Annotated in this window: 22 protein-coding genes; 6 read left to right on the forward strand and 16 right to left on the reverse strand. The window is 53.5% G+C overall.

Annotated features, from left to right (window positions below):
• Positions 1 to 7 precede the first annotated feature (7 nt).
• Positions 8 to 1393: a NarK family nitrate/nitrite MFS transporter gene (locus tag IB214_RS11755; RefSeq protein WP_096757020.1), complete on the reverse strand. Its 1386-nt coding sequence runs from the start codon at positions 1391 to 1393 to the stop codon at positions 8 to 10.
• 207 nt (positions 1394 to 1600) lie between these two features.
• A complete protein-coding gene (locus IB214_RS11760; protein ID WP_115258482.1) occupies positions 1601 to 2179 on the reverse strand; it encodes a TetR family transcriptional regulator in 579 nt (192 codons plus the stop codon).
• 116 nt (positions 2180 to 2295) lie between these two features.
• On the opposite strand from IB214_RS11760, the gene IB214_RS11765 reads away from it, so the two are divergent.
• Entirely contained in the window at positions 2296 to 3783 is a 1488-nt protein-coding gene (locus tag IB214_RS11765; protein WP_096757025.1) for an MFS transporter, read from the forward strand.
• Here IB214_RS11765 and IB214_RS11770 read toward each other — a convergent pair whose 3' ends face one another.
• The 3 genes from IB214_RS11770 to yddG form a co-directional block, all read right to left on the reverse strand.
• Positions 3784 to 4164 (reverse strand): GFA family protein, encoded by a 381-nt coding sequence (locus tag IB214_RS11770; RefSeq protein WP_096759399.1) that lies wholly within the window; start codon positions 4162 to 4164, stop codon positions 3784 to 3786. It abuts the gene before it with no gap.
• A gap of 143 nt (positions 4165 to 4307) precedes the next feature.
• Entirely contained in the window at positions 4308 to 5387 is a 1080-nt protein-coding gene (gene ompD, locus IB214_RS11775) for a porin OmpD (RefSeq protein ID WP_115258483.1), read from the reverse strand.
• Positions 5388 to 5847: 460 nt separating this feature from the next.
• On the reverse strand, positions 5848 to 6729 hold the full coding sequence (gene yddG / locus IB214_RS11780; RefSeq protein ID WP_117342800.1) for an aromatic amino acid efflux DMT transporter YddG: 882 nt from the start codon (positions 6727 to 6729) through the stop codon (positions 5848 to 5850).
• A 288-nt stretch (positions 6730 to 7017) separates the two neighbouring features.
• Between yddG and fdnG the strand changes: the two genes are divergently transcribed.
• Genes fdnG through fdnI form a run of 3 tightly spaced genes read left to right on the forward strand, consistent with a single transcriptional unit; the run spans position 7018 to position 11612 of the window.
• Positions 7018 to 10065 (forward strand): formate dehydrogenase-N subunit alpha, encoded by a 3048-nt coding sequence (gene fdnG / locus IB214_RS11785; RefSeq protein ID WP_117342799.1) that lies wholly within the window; start codon positions 7018 to 7020, stop codon positions 10063 to 10065.
• A 13-nt stretch (positions 10066 to 10078) separates the two neighbouring features.
• Positions 10079 to 10963: a formate dehydrogenase N subunit beta gene (fdnH, locus tag IB214_RS11790; RefSeq protein WP_115258486.1), complete on the forward strand. Its 885-nt coding sequence runs from the start codon at positions 10079 to 10081 to the stop codon at positions 10961 to 10963.
• Entirely contained in the window at positions 10956 to 11612 is a 657-nt protein-coding gene (fdnI, locus tag IB214_RS11795) for a formate dehydrogenase-N subunit gamma (RefSeq protein ID WP_096757031.1), read from the forward strand. Before fdnH ends, fdnI begins: the two co-directional genes overlap by 8 nt.
• Before the next feature lie 104 nt (positions 11613 to 11716).
• Here the strand turns inward: fdnI and IB214_RS11800 are convergent, their stop codons facing one another.
• The 5 genes from IB214_RS11800 to sra form a co-directional block, all read right to left on the reverse strand.
• Entirely contained in the window at positions 11717 to 12001 is a 285-nt protein-coding gene (locus IB214_RS11800; RefSeq protein WP_096757032.1) for a HigA family addiction module antitoxin, read from the reverse strand.
• Positions 12001 to 12279: a type II toxin-antitoxin system RelE/ParE family toxin gene (locus tag IB214_RS11805; protein WP_096757033.1), complete on the reverse strand. Its 279-nt coding sequence runs from the start codon at positions 12277 to 12279 to the stop codon at positions 12001 to 12003. Before IB214_RS11805 ends, IB214_RS11800 begins: the two co-directional genes overlap by 1 nt.
• 187 nt (positions 12280 to 12466) lie before the next feature.
• Positions 12467 to 14182, reverse strand: a complete 1716-nt coding sequence (locus IB214_RS11810) for an ABC-F family ATP-binding cassette domain-containing protein (protein ID WP_117342798.1) — start codon at positions 14180 to 14182, stop codon at positions 12467 to 12469.
• A 309-nt stretch (positions 14183 to 14491) separates the two neighbouring features.
• Positions 14492 to 16189 carry a malate dehydrogenase gene (gene maeA / locus IB214_RS11815; protein ID WP_115258488.1) on the reverse strand — a complete coding sequence of 566 codons (1698 nt, stop codon included), beginning with the start codon at positions 16187 to 16189 and terminating at the stop codon, positions 14492 to 14494.
• 179 nt (positions 16190 to 16368) lie between these two features.
• Positions 16369 to 16509 (reverse strand): stationary-phase-induced ribosome-associated protein, encoded by a 141-nt coding sequence (gene sra, locus IB214_RS11820; RefSeq protein WP_096757036.1) that lies wholly within the window; start codon positions 16507 to 16509, stop codon positions 16369 to 16371.
• Positions 16510 to 16737: 228 nt separating this feature from the next.
• Here sra and IB214_RS11825 point away from each other — a divergent pair, with 228 nt between their 5' ends.
• Positions 16738 to 17169 carry an OsmC family protein gene (locus tag IB214_RS11825; RefSeq protein ID WP_096757037.1) on the forward strand — a complete coding sequence of 144 codons (432 nt, stop codon included), beginning with the start codon at positions 16738 to 16740 and terminating at the stop codon, positions 17167 to 17169.
• A 42-nt stretch (positions 17170 to 17211) separates the two neighbouring features.
• Here IB214_RS11825 and IB214_RS11830 read toward each other — a convergent pair whose 3' ends face one another.
• From IB214_RS11830 to IB214_RS11855, 6 genes are read right to left on the reverse strand one after another with little or no spacing between them, the layout of a single operon-like run.
• Entirely contained in the window at positions 17212 to 17982 is a 771-nt protein-coding gene (locus IB214_RS11830; protein WP_115258489.1) for a 3-hydroxybutyrate dehydrogenase, read from the reverse strand.
• 11 nt (positions 17983 to 17993) lie between these two features.
• Positions 17994 to 19388, reverse strand: coding sequence for a GntP family permease (locus IB214_RS11835; RefSeq protein WP_197970846.1), 1395 nt, complete (start codon positions 19386 to 19388; stop codon positions 17994 to 17996).
• Between the two features lie 43 nt (positions 19389 to 19431).
• The gene (locus IB214_RS11840) at positions 19432 to 20355 is read right to left on the reverse strand and encodes a 3-hydroxyacyl-CoA dehydrogenase family protein (RefSeq protein WP_117342797.1); all 924 of its coding nucleotides are present in this window, start codon (positions 20353 to 20355) and stop codon (positions 19432 to 19434) included.
• Positions 20345 to 21550 (reverse strand): acetyl-CoA C-acetyltransferase, encoded by a 1206-nt coding sequence (locus IB214_RS11845; RefSeq protein WP_115258491.1) that lies wholly within the window; start codon positions 21548 to 21550, stop codon positions 20345 to 20347. Before IB214_RS11845 ends, IB214_RS11840 begins: the two co-directional genes overlap by 11 nt.
• Positions 21551 to 21560: 10 nt before the next feature.
• Complete coding sequence (locus IB214_RS11850) at positions 21561 to 22217, reverse strand: CoA transferase subunit B (protein ID WP_115258492.1); 657 nt, start codon at positions 22215 to 22217, stop codon at positions 21561 to 21563.
• A gap of 2 nt (positions 22218 to 22219) precedes the next feature.
• On the reverse strand, positions 22220 to 22927 hold the full coding sequence (locus IB214_RS11855; RefSeq protein WP_096757043.1) for a CoA transferase subunit A: 708 nt from the start codon (positions 22925 to 22927) through the stop codon (positions 22220 to 22222).
• Between the two features lie 142 nt (positions 22928 to 23069).
• Between IB214_RS11855 and IB214_RS11860 the strand changes: the two genes are divergently transcribed.
• Positions 23070 to 23960 (forward strand): LysR family transcriptional regulator, encoded by an 891-nt coding sequence (locus tag IB214_RS11860; protein ID WP_117342796.1) that lies wholly within the window; start codon positions 23070 to 23072, stop codon positions 23958 to 23960.
• Positions 23961 to 23963: the final 3 nt, after the last annotated feature.

The following is a 23963-nucleotide window of genomic DNA, read 5'->3' on the forward strand; positions in this document are numbered from 1 at the left end:
ATAGTTGTTATTTTTTTTGTGATTTGCGGCCATAGACCAGCCAGGTCACCAGCACGCAGACGATGTAAAACACTAAAAATATTTTCATGGCGCCCACTGGTGATCCAGTCAGCGCCAGCGAGGTACCGAAGGCTTTCGGAATAAAGAAACCACCCACTGCGCCAATGGCCGAGATAAAACCAAGGGCCGCTGCGGTGTCGGTTACTGCTTCGCGCTGGGCCTGTTCTTCCGTACCACCGTGCAATTTCACGCGGTAAATGGTTATTTTGCGAAAGATCACCGCAATCATCTGGAAAGTTGAGCCGCTGCCCAGACCGGCGGTCAGGAACAGTCCCATAAACACCAAGTAGAAGGCGGTGAAGTTTCCAGAACCCGAACCCGGCAAGGTGAGGAACAGCAGGCCGCTAAACAGTGCCATAAACATAAAGTTGATTAACGTCACCCGCACACCGCCAAACTTGTCCGAGATAACGCCGCCCGCAGAGCGCGCCAGTGCGCCGATAAACGGCCCAAAGAACGCCAGCTGCAGAATATTCACGTCAGGAAACTGGGTTTTGGCCAGCATGGCAAACCCGGCGGAAAAACCGATAAATGAACCGAAGGTGGCGAGATACAACAGGCTTAACAGCCACAGATGAAAACGCTTCAGTACCGGCAGCTGTGAGGCGATAGAGGCTTTGGAACTGGCGATATCGTTCATGCCGATGCCCGCTGCCAGAGTGGAGAGCAGCAGCAACGGCACCCAAATCCAGGCGGCGTTGGTCAATGACAGTAACGAACCATCAGGTTGCGGCACGCCCTGGACGCCGAGGAAGGTAAAAATAGGCAGAAAAATCACCAGTGGAGCGATCAATTGCATCACGCTGACGCCCAGATTGCCGAGACCGCCGTTAACGCCGAGTGCGCTGCCTTGCTTCGCTTTCGGGAAGAAGAAACTGATATTGCCCATGCTGGAGGCAAAGTTGGCGCCAGCAAAACCACACATCAGCGCAATAACGATAAATACGCCAAACGGAGTAGCTGTATTTTGCACCGCAAATCCGAGCCACAGGCACGGGATAACAAGAATCGCAGTGCTAAAAACCGTCCAGCGGCGGCCGCCAAATATAGGCACCATAAAGGAGTAGGGGACGCGTAATATTGCACCAGAAAGGGACGGTAATGCGGTTAATAAAAAAAGTTGATCGGTGGTGAAATTAAAACCAATTTTATTTAAGTTTACTGCTACGGCGCTAAATAGCATCCAGACACAGAACGCAAGAAGGAGACAACTGACTGATATCCAGAGGTTTCTTCGGGCAATATGCTTACCTTTATTTTCCCAAAAGGCGGCATTTTCTGGTTTCCAGTCGGTTAAAAGATAACGATTATTTTTCTCATTTGAAGGTGACATATTATCCTCACATGCGCACGTCGTTCAAGAAATAAACGCATACAGAGCCGTACTGGCCCTGATTAGAAATTATTGAAAAGCGTTAAGAATATTGAATGAAAGGATAGATAAAAAAGCGCAATAGTGCGGAGTGAGTGGAGAATTAAGCGTTGCTTATGTGTTACTAATTGTAAATATAAAAGATACATTATTAATGTATCAATAACATTAACTAAACAGCTCCAGACGAATCATTCGATCCAGATGCCGTGTAAAGGCTGGATCCGCCATTTCTGACATCCCCAGCGCATACATACCGTCGAGGCCACACACTAGACCGATCAAGCGCCAGGCGACGTCGGCGGCATCCGGTTCGGCCAAAAACTCACCTTCTTGCTGTCCGCGAAGAATGATCGCCGTTGTTTCTTCATGCCACATGCGCATGGTCAGTAGGTAGGCGCTTTTGATTTCGGGGTCTTTGTCAGCCAGGATCTGCGCTTCTCGCCAGAGTTTAATGTACGGCTCAAACCCGCCGTCATCACTGCCAAGCATAGCGTGGAGTTGCTCGCGGAAGGTCGCACCTTCGCTGACCTGTTCCGCATCAAGCAGGGTACGAATCAGACGAACAAACGCCTGAGACTTAAGCTCACCAGCTGACGTGAAATGGTGATGCAGTTGGCCGGTCGCCACTTTCGCCTCGGTTGCAATGCGTCGTACCGTCATGGCGCTAAACCCTTCTTCCAGCGCGACGCGCATTGCCGCCTGCAGGATCACTTCCCGACGTTCATCCCGATTCAAATAACTCATACATCCCCCTCTACCTACGTTGAAGGCAGTCTAACAAAAAGTTGGACATATGTTCAATTTTCCGTAGGATCGTTAAAGCTGGACATGTGTCCAGTTTAAGTTTTGTAGGGAGTTTTATGTTTCGTCAGTGGTTAACGTTAGTGATTATTGTGCTGGTCTACATCCCTGTTGCGATTGATGCAACGGTGCTGCACGTTGCCGCGCCCACGCTGAGTATGACGCTGGGTGCCAGTGGTAACGAGCTGCTGTGGATCATTGATATTTATTCCCTGGTGATGGCAGGGATGGTGCTGCCGATGGGGGCACTGGGCGATCGCATTGGCTTTAAACGCCTGCTGCTGTTGGGCGGAGGCCTGTTTGGTCTGGCCTCGCTGGCTGCAGCCTTTGCCCATACCGCCGGATGGCTTATCGCCACGCGCGCCGTGCTGGCAATTGGTGCGGCAATGATCGTCCCGGCGACGCTGGCCGGTATTCGTGCAACCTTTGCTGAACAGCGCCACCGTAATATGGCGCTTGGCGTCTGGGCGGCGGTCGGTTCCGGCGGGGCAGCATTTGGTCCGCTGGTTGGCGGTATGCTGCTGGAGCACTTCTATTGGGGTTCTGTATTCTTAATCAATGTGCCGATTGTGTTAGTGGTGATGGCATTGACCGCGCGTTACGTTCCGCGCCAAACCGGTCGTCGCGATCAGTCATTAAATTTCGGTCATGCGATTATGCTGATTGTCGCCATTCTGCTGCTGGTGTATAGCGCGAAAACGGCGCTGAAGGGACACATCGCGACGGGCGTGATTGTGCTGACGCTGTTGGTGGGCGCTTTACTGCTGGGGCAGTTCGTGCGCATCCAGCTTGCCGCATCGCGCCCGATGATCGATATGCGACTGTTTACCCATCGCATTATCTTAAGCGGCGTTGTCATGGCAATGACCGCGATGATAACCCTGGTAGGCTTTGAACTATTAATGGCCCAGGAACTGCAGTTTGTGCACGGATTAACACCGTATCAGGCGGGTCTCTTTATGCTGCCGGTGATGCTGGCCAGTGGATTCAGCGGGCCGATTGCCGGGATGCTGGTATCGCGTCTGGGACTACGTTGCGTGGCTACCGCGGGCATGGCGCTGAGTGCCGTCAGCTTCTATGGGCTGGCGATGACCGATTTTAGCACCCAGCAGATCCAGGCCTGGATATTAATGGCCCTGTTGGGCTTCAGTGCCGCCAGCGCGCTGTTAGCCTCCACGGCGGCCATTATGGCGGCGGCACCCGCAGAAAAAGCGGCCGCTGCCGGGGCTATCGAAACCATGGCCTACGAGTTGGGTGCGGGTCTGGGGATCGCGATTTTTGGTTTACTGCTAAGCCGCAGTTTTTCCGCGTCAATTCTGCCGCCTGCAGGACTTAACCCGCAGGAGCTTGAGCGCGCCTCATCATCGATGGGGGAAGCGGTACAGCTGGCGCACTCGCTTCCGCCCTCACTCAGTGAGGCGCTGTTGACGGCCGCCAGAGACGCCTTTACCTGGTCGCATAGCGTGGCATTGAGCAGCGCGGGCAGCATGCTGATCGTCCTGGCGGTAGGAATGTGGTTCAGTCTGGCAAAAGTGAAACAGCAATAACTAGTGGGCTAAATGGCAGGGGTAATCCATCTCTTCGACTTCTTTTCCACTCAGTCGAGCGTATTGCCCCGTCAGTCTCCAGAACGCAGGCTGTGTTTCGGTGTAGATCTCTGCCGCTAAAATCAGGCGGCGGCGGTCTACTTCGTTCAGTTCCAGCAATGTCCACGGAATAAAGTAGCGTTCGCTGTCGGTCAGCGTAAACCACAGCGGGCACCCGCAACCGGAACAGAAGAAACGTTCACCACGATTTGAAGAAGGAAAGTGCGAAGGTTCCGCAGATTCTGGCGACATCAGCGGATGACCGCTGGCTTCCAGATACATGGCGATGCCGCCAGACCACTTCTGGCACAGCGTGCAGTGGCAGGCATAGACATCAAGCATGTCGACGTTAACGGTAAAATGACTTTGTCCGCAAAGACAACGACCTGTGAACGTCTGCACGTCATACTCCTTATGACCGAGTCTACTTCAAGAGAAAAAGCCAGCCCGTAGAGGACTGGCTTTGTATTTCACTTACAACAAAATTAGAACTGGTAGTTCAGGCCAACAGCCACAACGTTGTCGGTGCTTACACCAGCAATACGTGTGAAGTTGTTGTCATCCAGCAGGTTGATTTTGTAATCAACGAAGGTGGACATGTTTTTGTTGAAGTAGTAGGTCGCACCCAGGTCTACGTATTCAACCAGATCCTGGTCGCCGAAGACGGCAATGTCTTTACCTTTGGATTTCAGGTAAGCGATGGACGGACGCAGACCGAAGTCGAACTGGTACTGAGCCACAGCTTCAAAGTTCTGCGCTTTCTCAGCGATACCGGCAACGTTGGAACCATAAGTGGTCATGTTGCGGGTTTCAGAGTATGTGGTTGCCAGGTAGATGTTGTTCGCATCATATTTCAGGCCAGCAGCCCATACTTCAGCGTTTTCACCATTAGCTTTGAAGATGTTGTTACGGTTGTTCTGCTCGTCGGTACGGTCAGATTTCGCATAGGTTGCACCTACACCGAAGCCTTCGTACTCATAAGTGGTAGACAGACCGAAACCGTCGCCATTCGCTTCTTGAACGTCGCTACGGTCATTTTTACCCTGGTACTGCGCGGCAAAGTTCAGACCTTCAACCAGACCGAAGAAGTCGGTGTTACGGTAGGTTGCAACGCCGGTAGCACGCTGGGTCATGAACACGTCAGTCTGGGTCCAGGTATCACCACCGAACTCAGGCAGAACGTCGGTCCATGCGCCGATGTCGTAAGCTACGCCGTAGTTACGGCCGTAGTCGAAAGAACCGTATTCAGCGAATTTCAGGCCAGCGAATGCCAGACGGGTTTTGTCTGCTTCGGAACCCTGACTTTCAGAACGGTTGCCTTTAAATTCGTATTCCCACTGGCCATAACCAACCAACTGGTCGTTGATCTGGGTTTCGCCTTTGAAGCCCATACGTGCGTAAGTTTTGTCGCCATCGCTGCCGTTGTCGTCAGAGAAGTAATGCTGAGCGTGAACTTTACCGTACAGATCCAGTTTGTTGCCGTCTTTGTTATATACCTCAGCTGCGTTTACCGCACCTGCTGCCAACAGGGAAGTCACTGCCACTGCAACTAATTTAAGTTTCATTCTAAATAATCCTTATAATTTTCTTCTTGGTGTGATTCCTAAACCATTGCTAAACGAAGGGGTTCGTCAATGGCGAACTATTTTTAAATGACCTTGTGGTATGAGTTCAATAATAAGTTTCATAATATTGCAGAATATTTGAAGTTGTGTGATCTAGATCTACTTAATACAACTGATTATATTAGTCGTAATATGTGATTTATCGATATGGGTATATTTACACAAGGAACTATTATGCTGACTATGGTTTAATTAGCGTTAATTGCGCATGTGTAATATATACATTTAGAGGGATATAGATAACCATGCAATACTTTCACGGGTTAATTAATTACCATATATTTAACATTTAATTAAACAAAATAAAACATAAAACACAAGCAGAATGAACAATAAATATCCATTAATGTGACGATAATATAACCGGATTTCGTTTTTAGGCTCCACCCGGCGTCTTTTTTCAGGCGCGGCGTGTTGCCAGCCAGCACAGCAAAGAGCCAGCGCAGACCATCAGTGCACCTTGCCAGAACGAAAATGACAGCGGGGCGCTCAGCAGCACGGCGGCAAGTGCTGAAGAGAGGACCGGTGTGAAATAAGAGCCAACGGCCATAACCGTGACGTTCCCGTGCAGGATACCTATATTCCACGCCGCATAGGCAAATCCTAAGGTTAATGCGGCGGTAAACAGTTTAATGGTCACTGGCGTGCTGAACACCATCTCAGGTTGTGGCGTAATAAAATAATAAATCCACAAACTGGTGGCCGTCAGTAAAACGAACACGGTGATGCCGTTAAAGCCTTTTGCATATTTATTGGTCACAGTGCAATAGGTCGCCCAGATAAATGCGCCAAGAAAAGCGAGAAAATAACTGAGCGGGCTACTGGCGACGTTGCTGATAATTTCACCTAAGTTAAGTCCATTATCTCCACCTAATACCCAGCAAACGCCGGTCAATGCCACGATTAATCCGGGGATAACCAGCCAGGTTGTTTTTTGACCATTAAATAATATCGCAAACAATATGGTCAGGCTGGGCCAGAGATAATTAACCATACCGACCTCAATCGCCTGGTGGCGGGTGGCGGCATAGCCCAGCGCTAACGCTAAACATATTTCATAGCTAACGAACAGTACGCTGCCGGCGATTAAATAGCGAACAGGAAACTGACGGATATTCGGGAAGCCCACGGTGAATATTAGCAGCAGACCGCTTAAAGAAAAGATCATGGCAGCGCCGCCTGCAGGCCCCAGTCCCTCGCTAACGCCACGGATCAGCCCAACCATGGTGCTCCAGAGTATGATGGCGATAAGCCCAATCAACGTTGCTTTTTGTTTTGTCATTCGGTTTGTCTGTCCATAGTACTGGCAAAAAAATGGAGCTGAAATGTATAGCACTTTTAGGTCGTAGCACGCTAACGAATTAGCTTTTGGCTAACCCCTTGTGGGTATGAGGGTTAAACAAACTGCACTATTTAGTAGCGGAACCGTTTCGTTATTGATTTGACGCAAAAAATTTATGGATATAGCTGTTAGTTTCGTCGCGAAGTTGTACACATCACCTTTCAAGCTGCCGCTTTAGTGCAACGAGAAGGTGCCAGTGTACGCATCCCTGCAAAAAAGAGGAAAGCAATGGACGTCAGCCGCAGACAATTCTTTAAAATCTGCGCGGGCGGTATGGCGGGAACAACGGTAGCCGCACTGGGTTTTGCACCCAAGATGGCTCTGGCTCAGGCGCGAAATTACAAGCTGATACGCGCGAAAGAGATCCGAAACACCTGCACATACTGTTCCGTAGGTTGCGGGCTATTAATGTATAGCCTGGGTGATGGAGCAAAAAATGCCAAAGAATCGATTTACCATATCGAGGGGGATCCGGATCATCCGGTGAGCCGTGGGGCATTATGTCCGAAGGGCGCAGGATTGCTGGACTACGTACACAGTGAAAACCGTTTACGTTATCCTGAATATCGTGCACCGGGTTCCGATAAATGGCAGCGCATTAGCTGGGATGAAGCATTCACCCGCATTGCAAAATTAATGAAAGCTGACCGTGACGCCAACTTCATTGAGAAGAATGAGCAGGGCGTAACGGTAAACCGCTGGCTTTCAACCGGGATGCTGTGCGCATCTGCGGCAAGTAATGAAACTGGCATGCTGACGCAAAAATTTGTGCGCTCACTCGGCATGCTGGCGGTAGATAACCAGGCGCGCGTCTGACACGGACCAACGGTAGCAAGTCTTGCTCCAACATTTGGTCGCGGTGCGATGACCAACCACTGGGTTGATATCAAAAACGCTAACGTCGTGATGGTGATGGGCGGTAACGCCGCTGAAGCACATCCGGTGGGATTCCGCTGGGCGATGGAAGCCAAGAACAACAATGATGCCACGCTGATTGTTGTCGATCCCCGTTTTACACGTACAGCCTCCGTCGCGGATATTTACGCGCCGATTCGTTCCGGTACGGACATTACGTTCCTTTCCGGTGTGTTGCTGTACCTGATTGAAAACAACAAAATTAACGCTGAATACGTTAAGCACTATACCAACGCCAGCCTGCTGGTGCGGGATGATTTTGCTTTCGAAGATGGTCTGTTCAGCGGCTACGACGCAGAAAAACGTCAATACGATAAATCGTCGTGGAACTACCAGTTCGATGAAAACGGCTACGCCAAACGCGATGAAACGCTGTCCCATCCGCGCTGTGTCTGGAACTTGCTGAAACAGCACGTTTCCCGCTATACGCCGGACGTGGTGGAAAACATCTGCGGTACGCCAAAAGCCGACTTCCTGAAAGTGTGTGAAGTGCTGGCCTCTACCAGCGCGGCCGATCGTACCACCACCTTCCTGTACGCACTGGGCTGGACTCAGCATACCGTGGGCGCGCAGAACATCCGCACCATGGCGATGATCCAGTTGCTGTTGGGTAACATGGGGATGGCCGGTGGCGGCGTCAACGCTTTGCGCGGTCACTCCAACATTCAGGGGTTAACCGACTTAGGTCTGCTGTCTACCAGCCTGCCGGGCTATCTGACGCTGCCGTCTGAGAAACAGACCGATCTGCAAACGTATCTGACGGCGAATACACCAAAAGCCACGCTGGCCGATCAGGTGAACTACTGGGGTAACTATCCTAAGTTCTTCGTTAGCCTGATGAAATCTTTCTACGGCGATGCGGCGCAAAAAGACAATGACTGGGGCTTTAACTGGCTGCCGAAGTGGGATCAGTCCTACGACGTCATTAAATACTTCAACATGATGGATAGCGGGAAAGTCACCGGCTACATCTGTCAGGGCTTTAACCCGGTTGCGTCCTTCCCGGACAAAAACAAAGTGGTGCAGTCGCTGAGCAAACTGAAGTATCTGGTGGTTATCGATCCGCTGGTGACAGAAACCTCAACGTTCTGGCAAAACCATGGCGAATCGAACGATGTCGATCCGTCGACTATCCAGACCGAAGTGTTCCGTCTGCCATCAACCTGCTTTGCGGAAGAAGACGGCTCAATTGCCAACTCTGGACGCTGGCTGCAGTGGCACTGGAAAGGTCAGGATGCACCGGGCGAAGCGCGCAATGACGGCGAAATTCTGGCCGGTATTTACCATCGTCTGCGCAATATGTATCGCACTGAAGGTGGTAAAGGCGTAGAACCAGTACTGAAAATGAGCTGGAGCTACAAGCAGCCGGACGAACCGCATTCAGAAGAAGTGGCGAAAGAGAACAACGGCTATGCGCTGGAAGATCTCTATGATGCCAACGGCGTGCTGGTTGCGAAGAAAGGCCAGTTGCTGAACAGCTTTGCGCTGCTGCGTGATGACGGTACCACGGCATCCTCCTGCTGGATTTACACCGGTAGCTGGACCGAGCAGGGCAACCAGATGGCTAACCGCGATAACTCTGACCCGTCGGGGCTGGGGAATACGCTGGGTTGGGCATGGGCATGGCCACTGAACCGCCGCGTGCTGTATAACCGCGCATCGGTCGATCCGCAGGGTAAACCGTGGGATCCGAAGCGTATGCTGATCAAGTGGAACGGAACGAAGTGGACGGGTAACGATATCCCGGACTTCAACAACGCACCGCCAGGTAGCGCGACCAATCCGTTTATCATGCAACCGGAAGGTCTGGGTCGTCTGTTCGCCATCGACAAGCTGGCGGAAGGGCCGTTCCCGGAACACTACGAGCCGATGGAAACGCCGCTGGGCACCAACCCGCTGCACCCGAACGTCATCTCTAACCCGGCTGCACGTTTGTACGAAGCGGATGCGTTACGTATGGGGAACAAGAATGACTTCCCATATGTTGGTACGACCTATCGTCTGACCGAACATTTCCACACCTGGACCAAGCACGCGTTGTTGAATGCGATTGCCCAGCCAGAGCAGTTTGTGGAAATCAGCGAAACGCTGGCGGCGGCGAAAGGGATTGCCAACGGCGATCACGTGAAAGTCAGCAGCAAGCGCGGGTTCATTCGTGCGGTTGCGGTGGTGACGCGTCGTCTGCGCTCGCTGAACGTCAACGGTCAGCAGGTAGAGACGGTGGGGATCCCGATTCACTGGGGCTTTGAAGGAGTCGCGCGTAAAGGCTTTATCGCCAACACCCTGACACCAAATGTCGGTGATGCAAACTCGCAAACGCCTGAATACAAAGCGTTTTTAGTTAACATCGAGAAGGCGTAAGGGAGGCGATCATATGTCTATGGAAACGCAGGACATCATCAAAAGGTCCGCTACCAACTCCATCACGCCGCCTCCTCAGGCACGTGATTACAAAGCAGAAGTCGCGAAGCTGATTGACGTTTCCACTTGTATTGGGTGTAAAGCCTGTCAGGTGGCATGTTCAGAGTGGAACGATATCCGTGATGAAGTCGGCCATTGCGTCGGGGTGTACGACAACCCTGCCGATCTCAGCGCCAAATCCTGGACGGTGATGCGTTTTACCGAAACCGAACAGAATGGCAAGCTGGAATGGTTGATTCGTAAAGACGGCTGTATGCACTGTGAAGATCCGGGCTGCCTGAAGGCGTGCCCGTCTGCCGGAGCCATCATCCAGTACGCCAACGGGATTGTTGATTTCCAGTCAGAGCATTGCATTGGCTGCGGTTACTGTATTGCCGGGTGTCCATTTAATATTCCGCGCCTCAATAAAGAGGATAACCGCGTGTATAAATGTACGCTGTGTGTGGATCGCGTGAGCGTCGGGCAGGAACCTGCCTGCGTGAAAACGTGTCCGACCGGGGCGATACATTTCGGCACCAAGCAAGAGATGCTGGAAATGGCCGAGCAGCGCGTGGAGAAACTGAAATCGCGCGGCTACGAACATGCCGGTGTCTACAACCCGCAGGGTGTGGGTGGAACGCACGTTATGTACGTCCTGCATCACGCCAACCAGCCGGAGTTGTACCACGGTTTGCCAAAAGATCCGCAGATAGATACTTCTATCAATCTGTGGAAAGGGGCACTGAAACCGCTGGCCGCCGCCGGATTTATCGCCACCTTCGCCGGGCTGATTTATCACTACATCGGTATTGGCCCGAACAAGGAAGTGGACGACGACGAGGAGGATCATCATGAGTAAGTCGAAAATGATTGTGCGCACGAAGTTTATCGACCGCGCCTGTCACTGGACAGTGGTGATCTGCTTCTTTCTGGTGTCGCTGTCGGGGATTTCGTTTTTCTTCCCGACGCTGCAGTGGCTGACGCAGACCTTCGGTACACCGCAAATGGGCCGCATTTTGCACCCATTCTTCGGTCTGCTGATTTTCGTCGCGCTGATGTTCATGTTTGTGCGCTTTGTGCACCACAACATCCCGGATAAGAAAGATATTCCGTGGCTGAAAAACATTGTGGAAGTGCTGAAGGGCAATGAACACAAAGTGGCGGACGTCGGTAAGTACAACGCCGGACAAAAAATGATGTTCTGGTCGATCATGAGCATGATTTTTGTGCTGTTGATCACCGGGGTGATTATCTGGCGTCCGTACTTTGCGCAGTTCTTCCCAATGCAGGTTGTGCGTTACAGCCTGCTGATCCACGCTGCGGCGGGTATTATTTTGATGCACGCCATCCTCATCCATATGTACATGGCATTTTGGGTGAAAGGATCGATTAAAGGCATGGTCGAAGGGAAGGTCAGCCGCCGCTGGGCGAAGAAGCATCACCCACGCTGGTATCGCGAAGTCGAAAAAGCCGAAGCCAAAAAAGAGAACGAGCAAGGGCTGCAATAACCCATTGACGTTCTGCTGATAAAAATGGCGCTACCGATGTAGCGCCATTTTTTTGTCCATTAAGACCTGCCGGATAGCGCAGGTTTATCCAGCCTACAATACCGTTACTGTGCTACCAGTTTGCGCAGACGTGAGATATCCACGCTTTTTTGCGCTTCAGCCAGACTCCAGGCATTCTGCAGATTCAACCACATTTCGGGCGAACTGCCGATCACCACTGAAAGTTTGATCGCCATTTCCGGGGTTAATGCTGCCTTGCCCGTTAACAGTCGGCTCGCGGTTGAGGGGGCAATCTCCATTGCTCTGGCAAATTCGCGCAGGCTGACGTTTAACTCATCCAGCGCTTCCTGAATAATATCCCCCGGACGGGGATGATTAGCCATTTTCATCAATGATAGTCCTCGTAATCCAGTATATATGCATCGCCATTAACGAATTCAAACGTAATACGCCAGTTGCCTGAAACAGAAATCGACCAAACGCCGTCGCGATCGCCCGTTAACGCATGCAGTTTATAACCAGGCATATTGATATCTGTTACATGGCTCGCTGCATCAATAACGGCAAGTCGGTGCCGCAATCGCCGGACATGCTTCGCCGTCACGCCTGATGTTCGCCCCTGAAGAAACAAGTCGCGCAATCCTTTGTGTCTGAAGTTCATGATCATCCATACCTTCCTTGTTCCCTCAAAAGGAACATTATCATTAATGTTCCGCTGAACGCAACGCTAATAGCCGAATTTTGCCAAAGTGTGCAGCGAGTGCGGTAAAAGGAAAAGCGGGCGGGGGGATAAATGGAAAGCGGCGCGCAAGATTCGCCAGACGGCGACATAATGCCGCCATCCGGCAACCGTTTTAGTCCAGCAGTGAATTCAGATGCTCAATCTCCTTGCGCCATTGTGCCTGCAACTGCGGTTTTTGATGTTTGGTTTTGCGTGCCAGGTCATCGGACAGCCGCAGCTCCAGCTCGAGAAGTTTCTCCAGTATTTCGTCGCCATGATGATGCGGATCAGAAACAACCTCTGCCACCGTTTTGCTCGCCGCTAGCTCACTGGCGGTTTCCTGAATGCGGGCGTTAATCGCTTCCAGGTCGTGCCATTCGCTAAGTTCACCCTCATCAATAAACCAGAAGCGGTTGCAGCTTTGGCGGATAAGCTGACGGTCATGACTGACCAGCAGCACGCCGCCGCTGAAGTGTTGCAGCGTGTGCGCCAGCGCTTCTTTGCCTTCCATATCCAGATGGTTGGTCGGCTCGTCGAGCATCAACAGGCTATAGCGGGCAAGTGTCAGCCCGATAAACAGCAGGCGCGAACGTTCGCCGCCGCTTAAGGTGCTGACCCGTTGAGCGTGGCGGATCCACGGGAACCCCGCGCTAATCAGTGCCATTTTGCGCACATCCGGCTGCGGGGCAAATGGCTCGAGAGCCTCGAACAACGAATCGTCATCCGCAAGCTGGTTGAGCGACTGGTCGTAATACCCCAGCGTCACCCGCGGGTGCAGCACCAGCGATGTCGAGGTCATTTGCGTCTGATATTGCTGCCAGATAAGCTTTAATAGCGACGATTTTCCACAGCCGTTACGCCCGACAATCGCCACGCGATCGCCGCTTTTGATGCGAATACCGGCAATGGAAAACAGCGTTGCCGCATCCGCTGCCGGAGAGACGGGGAGGTCTGTCATTTCCAGCAAGCGGTCGGCACGCAGGGCATCGCCATTCAATGTTAGTGACCACTGACTTCCGGCGGTGACATCCGTCTGGTCATCCTTCAGGCGCTGCACTTGTTTTTCCATCTGTTTGGCTTTGCGAGACAAATCTTCGTTGTCGTAGACCCGTCCCCAGGTGGCCAGACGTTTGGCGCTGGCAGTAACGCGATCGATTTCCTTTTGTTCTGCCTTATGGCGCAAGGCATCGCTGGCATCTCTGTCCACCAACGCCTGGCGCGCCGCACTACAGGGGAGATCGAACGCATGCAGGGAATGATCCCGGAGGATCCACGTTCCGTGCGTCACTGCATCCAGCAATTGTGGATCGTGAGACACCACCACAAAACTGCCGGACCAGCGCTGTAAAAACTGCTCCAGCCACAGCAATGTGGGCAAATCCAGATGGTTACCCGGTTCATCCAGCAACAGCAGGTCGGGATTGCGCATCAGCGCGCGGGCCAGCAGCAGGCGCGTGTGCTGGCCGCCGCTCAGTGTTTGTGCGGTGAGGTGCAAATTCTCCGGCGTAAAGCCCATTTCTGCGAGTAGTGACTCAACCCGCCATTGCTGACCCGCGCGTTCATGCTCGGGAAGTTGTGCCAGTACGGCTTCCTGGAGTGTTAGCGGCAGGATCTCATCCGGCAAATGCTGTTCTACGCGCGCAAGATGACAGTGATGTGCCTGGGCAATGGATCCGCTGGTGGGAGAAATCGTGCCATCCAGCAGTTTTAACAGCGTGCTTTTGCCGCAGCCGTTGTAGCCGATAAGCCCAATGCGGTCGCCTTTTTTCAGGGTAAAAGTGAGATCGTCGAATAGCGTGCCAAATGCCGTATCAACGTGTAAGGATTGTGCGGTTAGTAATGTGCTCATTGTTGCTTACTCAAGAGTTACAGACGTAAAAACGCCTCGTCAAACATCGCTGACGATAACCCGGTAAGCCCGAGAGAAGGGGATTTAGAAGTTAGCTTCGCTCAAGCAGAAGTTATCGCAGCACGATACCGATAACGCTTGAGCACTGGCGATCGCCAAAAGCATGTGAAACGATCAAACGTTCACAGTACATCATAAGTATCCTCCTTAGTTTTTCCCGAATGTTAATCGATGGTGAAAGTGTAATCGCAAGTCGCTGAATTGTGCAAGTGTTGAACACCCGGCGGCAGGGCGCCGCCGGGTAAACCGTCAGATAGAGGTACGACGGTAGTCGCGATATTCTGCTTGCCAGAAATTCTCGTCAATTGCCTGCTGCAGGGCTTCAGCCGATGTTTTCACTGCCATGCCTTGCTGCTGGGCCATTTTACCGACGGCAAAGGCTATGGCGCGGGAAACGGTCTGAATATCCTTCAGTTCCGGTAATACCAGCCCTTCGCCGTTCAACACCAGCGGTGAATACTGTGCCAGCGTTTCGCTGGCCGACATCAGCATTTCATCAGTGATGCGCTTGGCGCCAGAGGCGATCACGCCAAGACCGATACCCGGGAAGATATAGGCGTTGTTACACTGGGCAATCGGGTAGATTTTATCTTTCCAGGCGACCGGGGCAAACGGGCTACCGGTAGCCACCAGCGCATTGCCTTCGGTCCAGGCAATAATATCCTGCGGTGTGGCTTCCACGCGCGATGTCGGGTTAGACAGCGGCATGACGATTGGGCGCGGACAGTGCTTGTGCATCTCGCGAATAATTTCTTCGGTAAACAGGCCCGTCTGACCGGAGACACCAATCAGAATGTCCGGCTTCACGTTGCGAACCACGTCGAGCAGAGACAGCACATCTTCTTTCGTATCCCAGTGCTGCAGGTTTTCGCGTTTTTGCACCAGTTTGGTCTGGAACGAGAGCAGGTTCGGCATTTTGTCGGTTAACAGACCAAAGCGGTCAACCATAAACACACGCTGACGCGCGGCCTCTTCGCTTAATCCTTCACGCTGGATCTGCGCGATGATCTGCTCGGCAATCCCGCAACCGGCGGACCCCGCACCAAGGAAGACAATATTTTGTTCGCTCAACTGGCTGCCCGCCGCGCGGCTGGCCGCAATCAGCGTCCCGACGGTAACCGCCGCCGTGCCCTGAATATCGTCATTAAACGAGCAAATTTCATCACGATAGCGGGTCAGCAACGGCATGGCGTTTTTCTGCGCGAAGTCTTCAAACTGCAGCAGCACTTCGGGCCAGCGATGTTTCACCGCCTGGATGAACTCATCAACAAATTCGTAGTATTCATCGTCGGTGATGCGCGGATTACGCCAGCCCATATACAGCGGATCGTTCAGCAACTGCTGATTGTTGGTACCGACATCCAGCACTACCGGCAGGGTGTAGGCCGGGCTGATGCCGCCACAGGCGGTGTACAGCGACAGTTTGCCGATAGGAATGCCCATCCCGCCGATCCCCTGGTCGCCAAGACCCAGAATACGTTCACCGTCGGTCACGACGATAACTTTGATATTGTGGTTCGGGACGTTTTGCAGGATATCGTCCATGTTATGGCGGTTCTGGTAGGAGATAAACACGCCGCGCGCGCGACGATAAATCTCGGAGAAACGCTCACAGGCGGCACCCACCGTCGGGGTATAGATAACCGGCATCATCTCATCAAGATGGTTTTGTACCAGTCGGTAAAACAGGGTTTCGTTGGTATCCTGAATGTTGCGCAGGTAGATATGTTTGTCGATTTCCGTTTTGAATCCCTGATATTGGATCCAGGCGCGTTCGGCCTGCTCTTCAATCGTCTCGACCACTTCCGGCAGTAACCCCAGCAGGTTGAAGTTACGGCGTTCTTCCACACTGAAAGCACTCCCTTTGTTCAGTAAGGGAAATTCCAGCAGTACCGGGCCAGCGTAAGGGATGTAAAGGGAACGCAGTTTGTTAGTTTCGTTTTCCATGTCACTCACTCTTTTTTGAATAACCCTCCCTGGCACTGTTTATGATCGTAGGTTGCCTTCCGCCAGGGAAACGGCCGAAGTATAAAGCATTGTGAATGGGTTAAGGGGTTTTATAAGCAAAAACACCACTGCGGTTGCAATGGTGTATATCATCATTATTCAGTATAACGTGCGGGGTATTACTTGGCGTCAGCGCGGCGTTTTCTTCCGGTAGGGTTGTTGACCACGCTGGTTTTGTCGCCTTCGGTTACGGTTTTACGTTGATTGGAGATTTTGTGGTCCAGTCCGAGAACATGACGGGCCTGACGGTTCGATTTCATTCTAACTCCTTAATCCTGTTACTGGTTTCAAGGGCGAGCCCGCGTAAGCGCGGACGAAATACAACCTGATTAACAGCCGGTGTCTAAAATAACGGCTTTCTGGATGGTCGGTCATTTCATCTGAAAGGTCAATGCTTAAGCAGTTAATACAGAACTATCCAATATGCGTCATGTGTTTCCCTCAGCGTCCTATACTTGTTACTCCGACGACAACACAGGAGAGCGGTAATGACTATCCATAAGAAAGGTCAGGCACACTGGGAAGGCGACATTAAACGCGGTAAAGGGACCGTGTCGACCGAAAGTGGCGTGTTGAACCAGCAGCCGTATGGGTTTAATACGCGATTTGAAGGTGCGAAAGGCACCAATCCTGAAGAGTTGATTGGCGCGGCTCATGCGGCCTGCTTCTCGATGGCGCTTTCGTTAATGCTGGGTGAGGCGGGCTTCACGCCAGACGCCATTGATACCACTGCCGATGTTTCTCTGGATAAGGTGGATGCGGGTTTTGCCATCACCAAAGTGGCGCTGCACAGTGACGTTTCCGTGCCCGGCATTGATGCCGCAACCTTTGACGGTATTATCCAGAAAGCGAAAGCCGGATGTCCGGTGTCACAGGTTCTGAACGCGGAAATTACGCTGGATTACCAGCTGAAGTCTTAACGATGATGTGCCGGATGCGAGAGCGCATCCGGCTGACATAACTTACTGCGCCACCCAACCGCCGTCCATATTCCACGCCACACCGCGCACCTGCGCCGCACCGTCTGAACATAAGAACAGCGCCAGCTCTCCCAGTTGTTCCGGGGTGACAAACTCGCGTGACGGTTGCTTCTCCGCGAGCAGAGCATCGCGCGCAACATCCGGCGCGGTGCCCTCGGCAATGCGCCTGTCGATCTGCTGTTGTACCAGCGGCGTCAGCACCCAGCCGGGACACAGTGCATTACAGGTTATGCCGGTCTGCGCTGTCTCAAGTGCGGTGGTCTTGGTTAGCCCCACCACGCCGTGTTTAGCCGCGACATAGGCCGATTTTTCTTTTGACGCCACCAGCCCGTGCACAGAGGCGATATTAATGATGCGGCCCCAGTTGCGTTGACGCATGCCGGGCAGCGCCAGACGGGTAGTGTGAAAAACGGAGGACAGATTAATCGCGATGATCGCATTCCATTTATCGACCGGGAACGTTTCCAGCGGTGAAACATGCTGGATTCCGGCGTTGTTGACCAGAATATCCACGCCGCCGAACTCGCTGTCGGCGTAGCGCATCATCTCGGTAATTTGCGCTGCATCGCTGAGATCCGCCCCGTGATACCCCGGTGTTTTGCCATACTTCGCCACGGCATCTTTTGCCGCCTCAGCATCACCAAAGCCGTTAAGAATCAGAGTGGCGCCGGCTTTCGCCAGCACCTGCGCAATGCCTAATCCAATACCGCTGGTGGAGCCGGTAACCAGGGCCACTTTTCCCGTTAAGTTCATGATGATTCTCCTTAAACAATTCCGGTGGTGTAGAAGACGCCGATCACAAACAGAACGGCCAGACTTTTGATTATGGTGATGGCGAAGATCCCGCCATATGCCTGACGGTGACTGAGACCGGTGATGGCCAGCAGCGTGATTACCGCCCCGTTATGCGGCAGAGTATCCATGCCACCACTGGCCATAGAGGCCACGCGGTGAAAGACTTCCAGTGGAATGTTGGCGGCATGTGCGGCGGCGATAAAGGTGTCGGACATTGCCGCCAGCGCAATACTCATCCCGCCGGATGCTGAACCGGTGATCCCGGCCAGAGTGGTGATGCTGATGGCTTCGTTGAGCAACGGGTCGGGAATGGCCGCTAGCGCTTTTGACAGCACCAGGAAGCCCGGCAACGCGGCGATCACTGCGCCAAAACCGTATTCTGAAGCGGTATTCATTGCCGCGAGGATCGCACCGCCCACCGCCGTTCGGCTGCCTTCCGCCAAGCGACCTTTTATATTGCGAAAACCAAAAATCACGACCAGCAGGATCCCGGCAATCAGCGCGGCTTCCACCGCCCAGATAGCGGTAATTTTGCCGACTTCAGTGGTAATCGGTTTGGCAAGACCCGGTAGCTCCAGTTGATGAGTCGAGCCATAAAACACCGGGATCCAGCGGGTGAACAACAGGTTAAACACCCCCACCAGAATCAGCGGCGAAATCGCAATAATCGGGTTTGGCAGATTAATATTATCCGGCGTTTCCGGTTCGTTAAGCAGTTCGGTGCCATAGCCCTCGTTCTTTGCCTGCGCTTTTCGGCGCTGACGCTCAAGGTAAATCAGGCCGACAAAGATAATAAACAGCGAGCCTATCAGCCCCAGCCAGGGCGCGGCCCAGGCGTTGGTGCCAAAGAAGCTGGTCGGGATAATGTTCTGGATCTGCGGTGTACCGGGCAGTGCATCCATGGTGAAAGAGAAGGCGCCCAGCGCCACGGTTGCCGGGATCAGTCGCTTCGGAATGTTGCTCTGACGGAACAGCTCAGCGGCAAACGGATACACCGCAAACGCCACCACGAACAGCGAGACACCGCCGTAAGTCAGCAGCGCGCACACCAGCACGATCACCGGAATGGCGTGACGCCGCCCGAGGATGTTGATGGCGGCGGCGACGATTGAACGGGAAAAACCCGATAATTCGATTAACTTGCCAAACACTGCACCCAGTAAGAACACCGGGAAGTACAGCTTCACAAAACCGACCATTTTTTCCATGAACAGGCCGGTAAAGGCAGGACCGACGGCGCTGGGTTCAGTCAGCAAAACAGCACCTAATGCCGCGATGGGGGCAAACAGGATGACGCTGTATCCGCGATAGGCTGCCAGCATCAGCAGGCCCAGCGCGGCCAGGGCGATTAATACACTCATCATGACTCCTCAATATCATTGTTATAGTGGGGTACAGAAAGAGAAGTTACGGTTTCAGGGCAAAACGCAGCTGATGCTCTCTGCGTTGCTGGATGTATTCCTTGCGCGAATCATCCCAGTGATAAAACCCCTGACCACTGCGTAAACCGGTTTCACCGCGAGCAACCTTGTCGGCGACCAGCGACATCATGTCGCTGCCGGTGGCGAGTGTTGGAAGCAGATGGCGACAAATATCCTGCACCGTGGCAAGTCCGGTCATGTCCGCCGCTTCCAGCGGGCCGACCATCGCGTAACGGCGGCCCAGCGACGCACGCATCACCTGGTCTACCACCTCGGCGCTGGCAATACCGCTTTTGACGATATGCAGCGCTTCACGCAGCAGGGCAAACTGCAGGCGGTTGCCGACAAAGCCCGGTGCGGCGCGATCGAGCACCACCGCCTCAAGCTGCATCGCGACCAGCCATTGCTGCAATTCACTGAGATATTCTGGTTTGGTTGCTGTGCCCGGCACGATTTCAACCAGCGGAATAAAGTGCGGTGGATTCCAGAAATGTGCGATCAGCAACCGCTCAGGGTGCGCGAGTTTTTCCGCCAGCGCATCCGGTGGCAGGCCACTGGTGTTGCTGGCGATAATCGCTTCGGGTGAGATAACGGCTTCCAGCTGTGCGTACAGCGCGTGCTTCAGCTCTAGCCGTTCCGGGATCGCTTCGATTAATAATCCAGACGCGGCGATATCAGCCAGAGAGGTTGTGCCGTGCAGTCGCGCGAGAACCGATGCTTTATTTGCGGCGGCAAACTGGTCGGTGGCAATCAACTCGTCCAGAATACTGCTGGCAACAGCCGTTATCTCGGCAATACGGTTGCTGTCGGTATCAAACAGCCAGATAGGATGACCAAAACGGGCAAAGTGGGTCGCGATGCCGATGCCCATTAGCCCGGCGCCCAGTACGCTAATGTGATTAGTCTGCATAGTGTGCTCCTGTTGGACGTTCCACCGTTAGCGCCACGCCATGGCCACCACCCACACACAGCGTGGCCAGCCCTTTGGCCACATTGCGCCGCGCCATTTCATGTAGCAAGGTAACCAGAATGCGGCAACCTGAGGTCCCGATTGGGTGGCCCAGCGCAATTGCACCGCCGTTAACGTTAACCTTGCTGCTGTCCCAATTCAGCGATTCGCCGACCGCCAGCGCCTGGGCGGCAAAGGCTTCGTTGGCTTCGATCAGATCAACGTCATCCAGCGTCCACCCGGCGCGCTTCAGGCACTTCAGCGAGGCTTCCACCGGGCCGATCCCCATAATGGCTGGATCAACGCCCGAGACGGCGTAACCGGTGATTTTTGCCAACACCGGAAGGTTTAATTCAGCGGCTTTGGCGGCACTCATTACCATTACTGCCGCCGCACCGTCGTTTAGGGAAGACGCATTGCCCGCCGTCACCGTGCCGTTGCCGGGACGAAATGCCGGTTTCAACTGCGCCAGTTTTTCCGCCTGAGTCTCCGGGCGAGGTTGCTCATCACGCTCCACCACGCGCGGTGCTTTTTTCCCTTGCGGAACGCTAACTGGGGTGATTTCTGCGTTAAACCGACCGGCTTCGAGGGCGGCGGCCGCTTTTTGCTGGGAGTGCAGGGCGAAGGCATCCTGTTGCTCGCGACTGATGGCGAATTTATCCGCCAGATTTTCGGCGGTAATACCCATATGGTAGTCGTTGAACGCATCCCACAGCCCGTCATGCACCACGCTGTCTTTCAGGCTGGTATGACCCAGACGTAATCCTGCGCGGGCACCGTCGAGAAAATAGGGTGCATTGCTCATACTTTCCTGACCGCCGGCAATCACGATGTCCGCATCGCCGCAGCGAATGGCCTGCACCGCCAGATGAACCGCTTTTAGTCCTGAACCGCACAGTAAATTGAGGGTCATCGCTGGGGTGGTTACCGGCAAACCGGCACGAATTGCCGTCTGTCTGGCCGGATTCTGCCCACAGCCGGTCGTTAAAACCTGACCTAAAATCACGTCGTCTATCTGTTCTGGTGCAACCCCGGTCTTTTCCAGCAGAGCGCGGATGACCGTTGTCCCTAACTCAACGGCAGAAAGCGGGGCAAGGGCACCATGAAAACTGCCAATTGGCGTGCGCGTTGCTGCGACAATAACAACATCCATCATGGTCAGATCCTTAGTTGAAGTGCATTTCGGGGACATGATCGGGAACGATCAGCTTGCCGGCGGTTCTGGCAACAATGTCGTCCACGCTGACGCCCGGCGCCCGTTCGCGCAGAATGAACGCGCCGTCGGCAATTTCCAGCAGCGCCAGGTCGGTCAGCACGCGCTTGATACAGGCCACGCCGGTCAAGGGCAGAGTGCAACTGGGAAGCAGTTTGGACTCACCGCTTTTCGAGGCGTGTGTCATCACAACGATGATGTTTTCAGCGCCAGCGACCAGATCCATCGCGCCGCCCATACCTTTCACCATTTTTCCGGGGATCATCCACGAGGCGATATTGCCATTGGTATCTACTTCAAATGCACCAAGAACCGTCAGGTCGACGTGGCCGCCGCGGATCATGGCGAAGGATTGTGCGGAGTCGAAAATTGCCGCGCCTTTACGCGCCGTCACTGTTTGCTTACCGGCGTTGATCATGTCGGCATCAATGTCGTCCTCGGTAGGGAACGGCCCCATACCAAGCAAGCCGTTCTCTGATTGCAGCATCACGTCCATGCCGTCGGGGATATAATTGGCCACCAGGGTCGGGATACCGATACCGAGGTTGACGTAATAACCGTCGCGCAGCTCGCGAGCGACACGCATCGCCATTTGTTCACGCGTTAACATGGTCAGGCTCCTTGATGGCGTAGGGTGCGTTGTTCAATACGTTTTTCGAACTGCCCCTGAATAATGCGATTGACGAAAATTCCGGGGGTGTGAATAGCGGCGGGATCCAGCTCGCCGGGAGGGACAATTTCTTCCACTTCGACTACCGTGATGCGTCCGGCTGCTGCCATCAGTGGGTTAAAGTTTTGTGCGGTATGGCGGTAGATGACGTTGCCGTACCAGTCGGCTTTCCAGCCTTTGACCAGCGCGAAATCACCGGTAATCGCCTGCTCCATGATGTAAGGCCGGCCGGCAAACTCGCGCACCTCTTTGCCTTCGGCGACGGGGGTACCGTACCCGGTGGCGGTGAAGAAGGCGGGAATGCCTGCACCACCGGCTCGTAGCTGCTCCGCCAGCGTGCCCTGTGGCGTCAGAATGGCTTCCAGCTCTCCGCTCAGCACCTGCTTTTCGAACAGGGCATTTTCACCGACATAGGACGCCACCACTTTGCGTACCTGGCGTGCTTCCAGCAGCACGCCGAGGCCAAACCCGTCCACGCCGCAGTTGTTCGACACCACGGTCAGTCCCTGAACGTTCCGACGGCGCACTTCTGCAATCAAATTCTCAGGAATACCGCATAAGCCAAAACCGCCTGCCAGCAGTGTCATGTTGTCAGTCAGCCCTTCCAACGCCTGTTGATACGTGGCGACCCGTTTATCCAGTCCAGCCATACACTTGCCCCTCCAGTTGTTCCTGGCGACATCATTAGGGGTGAAAAATGATTTGTTAATTTTAAATTTGTGACTCACTCATTGGGTTTTTTTATCAATTTAATGTTAATTAAAGGTATTCAACAAGTTAAAGGAATGAGTAATGAGAATGAGCATCAAACAGTTACGCGCGTTTTTAGCGGTAGCTCACACTCTGAATTTTGCTCATGCCAGTGAACGGCTGAATATGTCGCAACCCGCGTTAAGCCTGGCGATCAAAGGACTGGAAGAGTCGTTAGGGGGCGCTTTACTGTTAAGAACCACCCGCAAGGTGACCCTGACGCAGGAGGGCGAAACGCTGCTGACCATGGGGCGACAGCTGCTTGCCGACTGGGAAAATACCGAAGAAGCCATGCGCCAGCGCTTTACACTGCAACGTGGCAAAATTTCGATTGCTGCGATGCCGTCATTTGCCGCGAATGTGCTGCCGCCGGTGCTCAAGACCTTTCGCGACAGCTATGCCGGTGTCAATGTCACGGTGCACGACGTAATTAACGAGCAGGTGATTGAAATGGTCAGCGAAGGGCGGGTCGAGATGGGGATTGCCTTTGAACCGGACTACTCCGGACACCTGCATTTTACCCCGCTCGGGATGGATCGTTTTATCGCCATCGTCCCTCCGACCAGTCGTCTGGCTGGCCGGGAACGCATCGCATGGAAGGACTTGCTGACGCTGGATTTTATTACCTTGCAACGTCCCTCTGCCGTACGTCTGATGCTGGAAGAGCAACTGGTACAAAGCGGCCATGCGCTGGAAGTGGCGCTGGAGAGTCACCAGTTGGTGACCATTGGACGCCTGGTGGCGAATGGTTTAGGCGGCAGTGCCGTGCCTGCATTGTGCCGCGCCCAGATGACCGAACTTGGCGCAACCTGTATTGAGCTGGACGGCCCGGTTATCCAGCGTCGTATTGGGATCCTACGTTCCTCGCATCATAAGTTGTCGACTGCATCCGAAATGCTGGTGGATGCGCTGAAAAAGGCATATTGCGCCTGATAC

It is taken from the genome of Citrobacter sp. C1, from assembly GCF_014596895.2.
Classification (GTDB): Bacteria; Pseudomonadota; Gammaproteobacteria; order Enterobacterales; family Enterobacteriaceae; genus Citrobacter; species Citrobacter gillenii.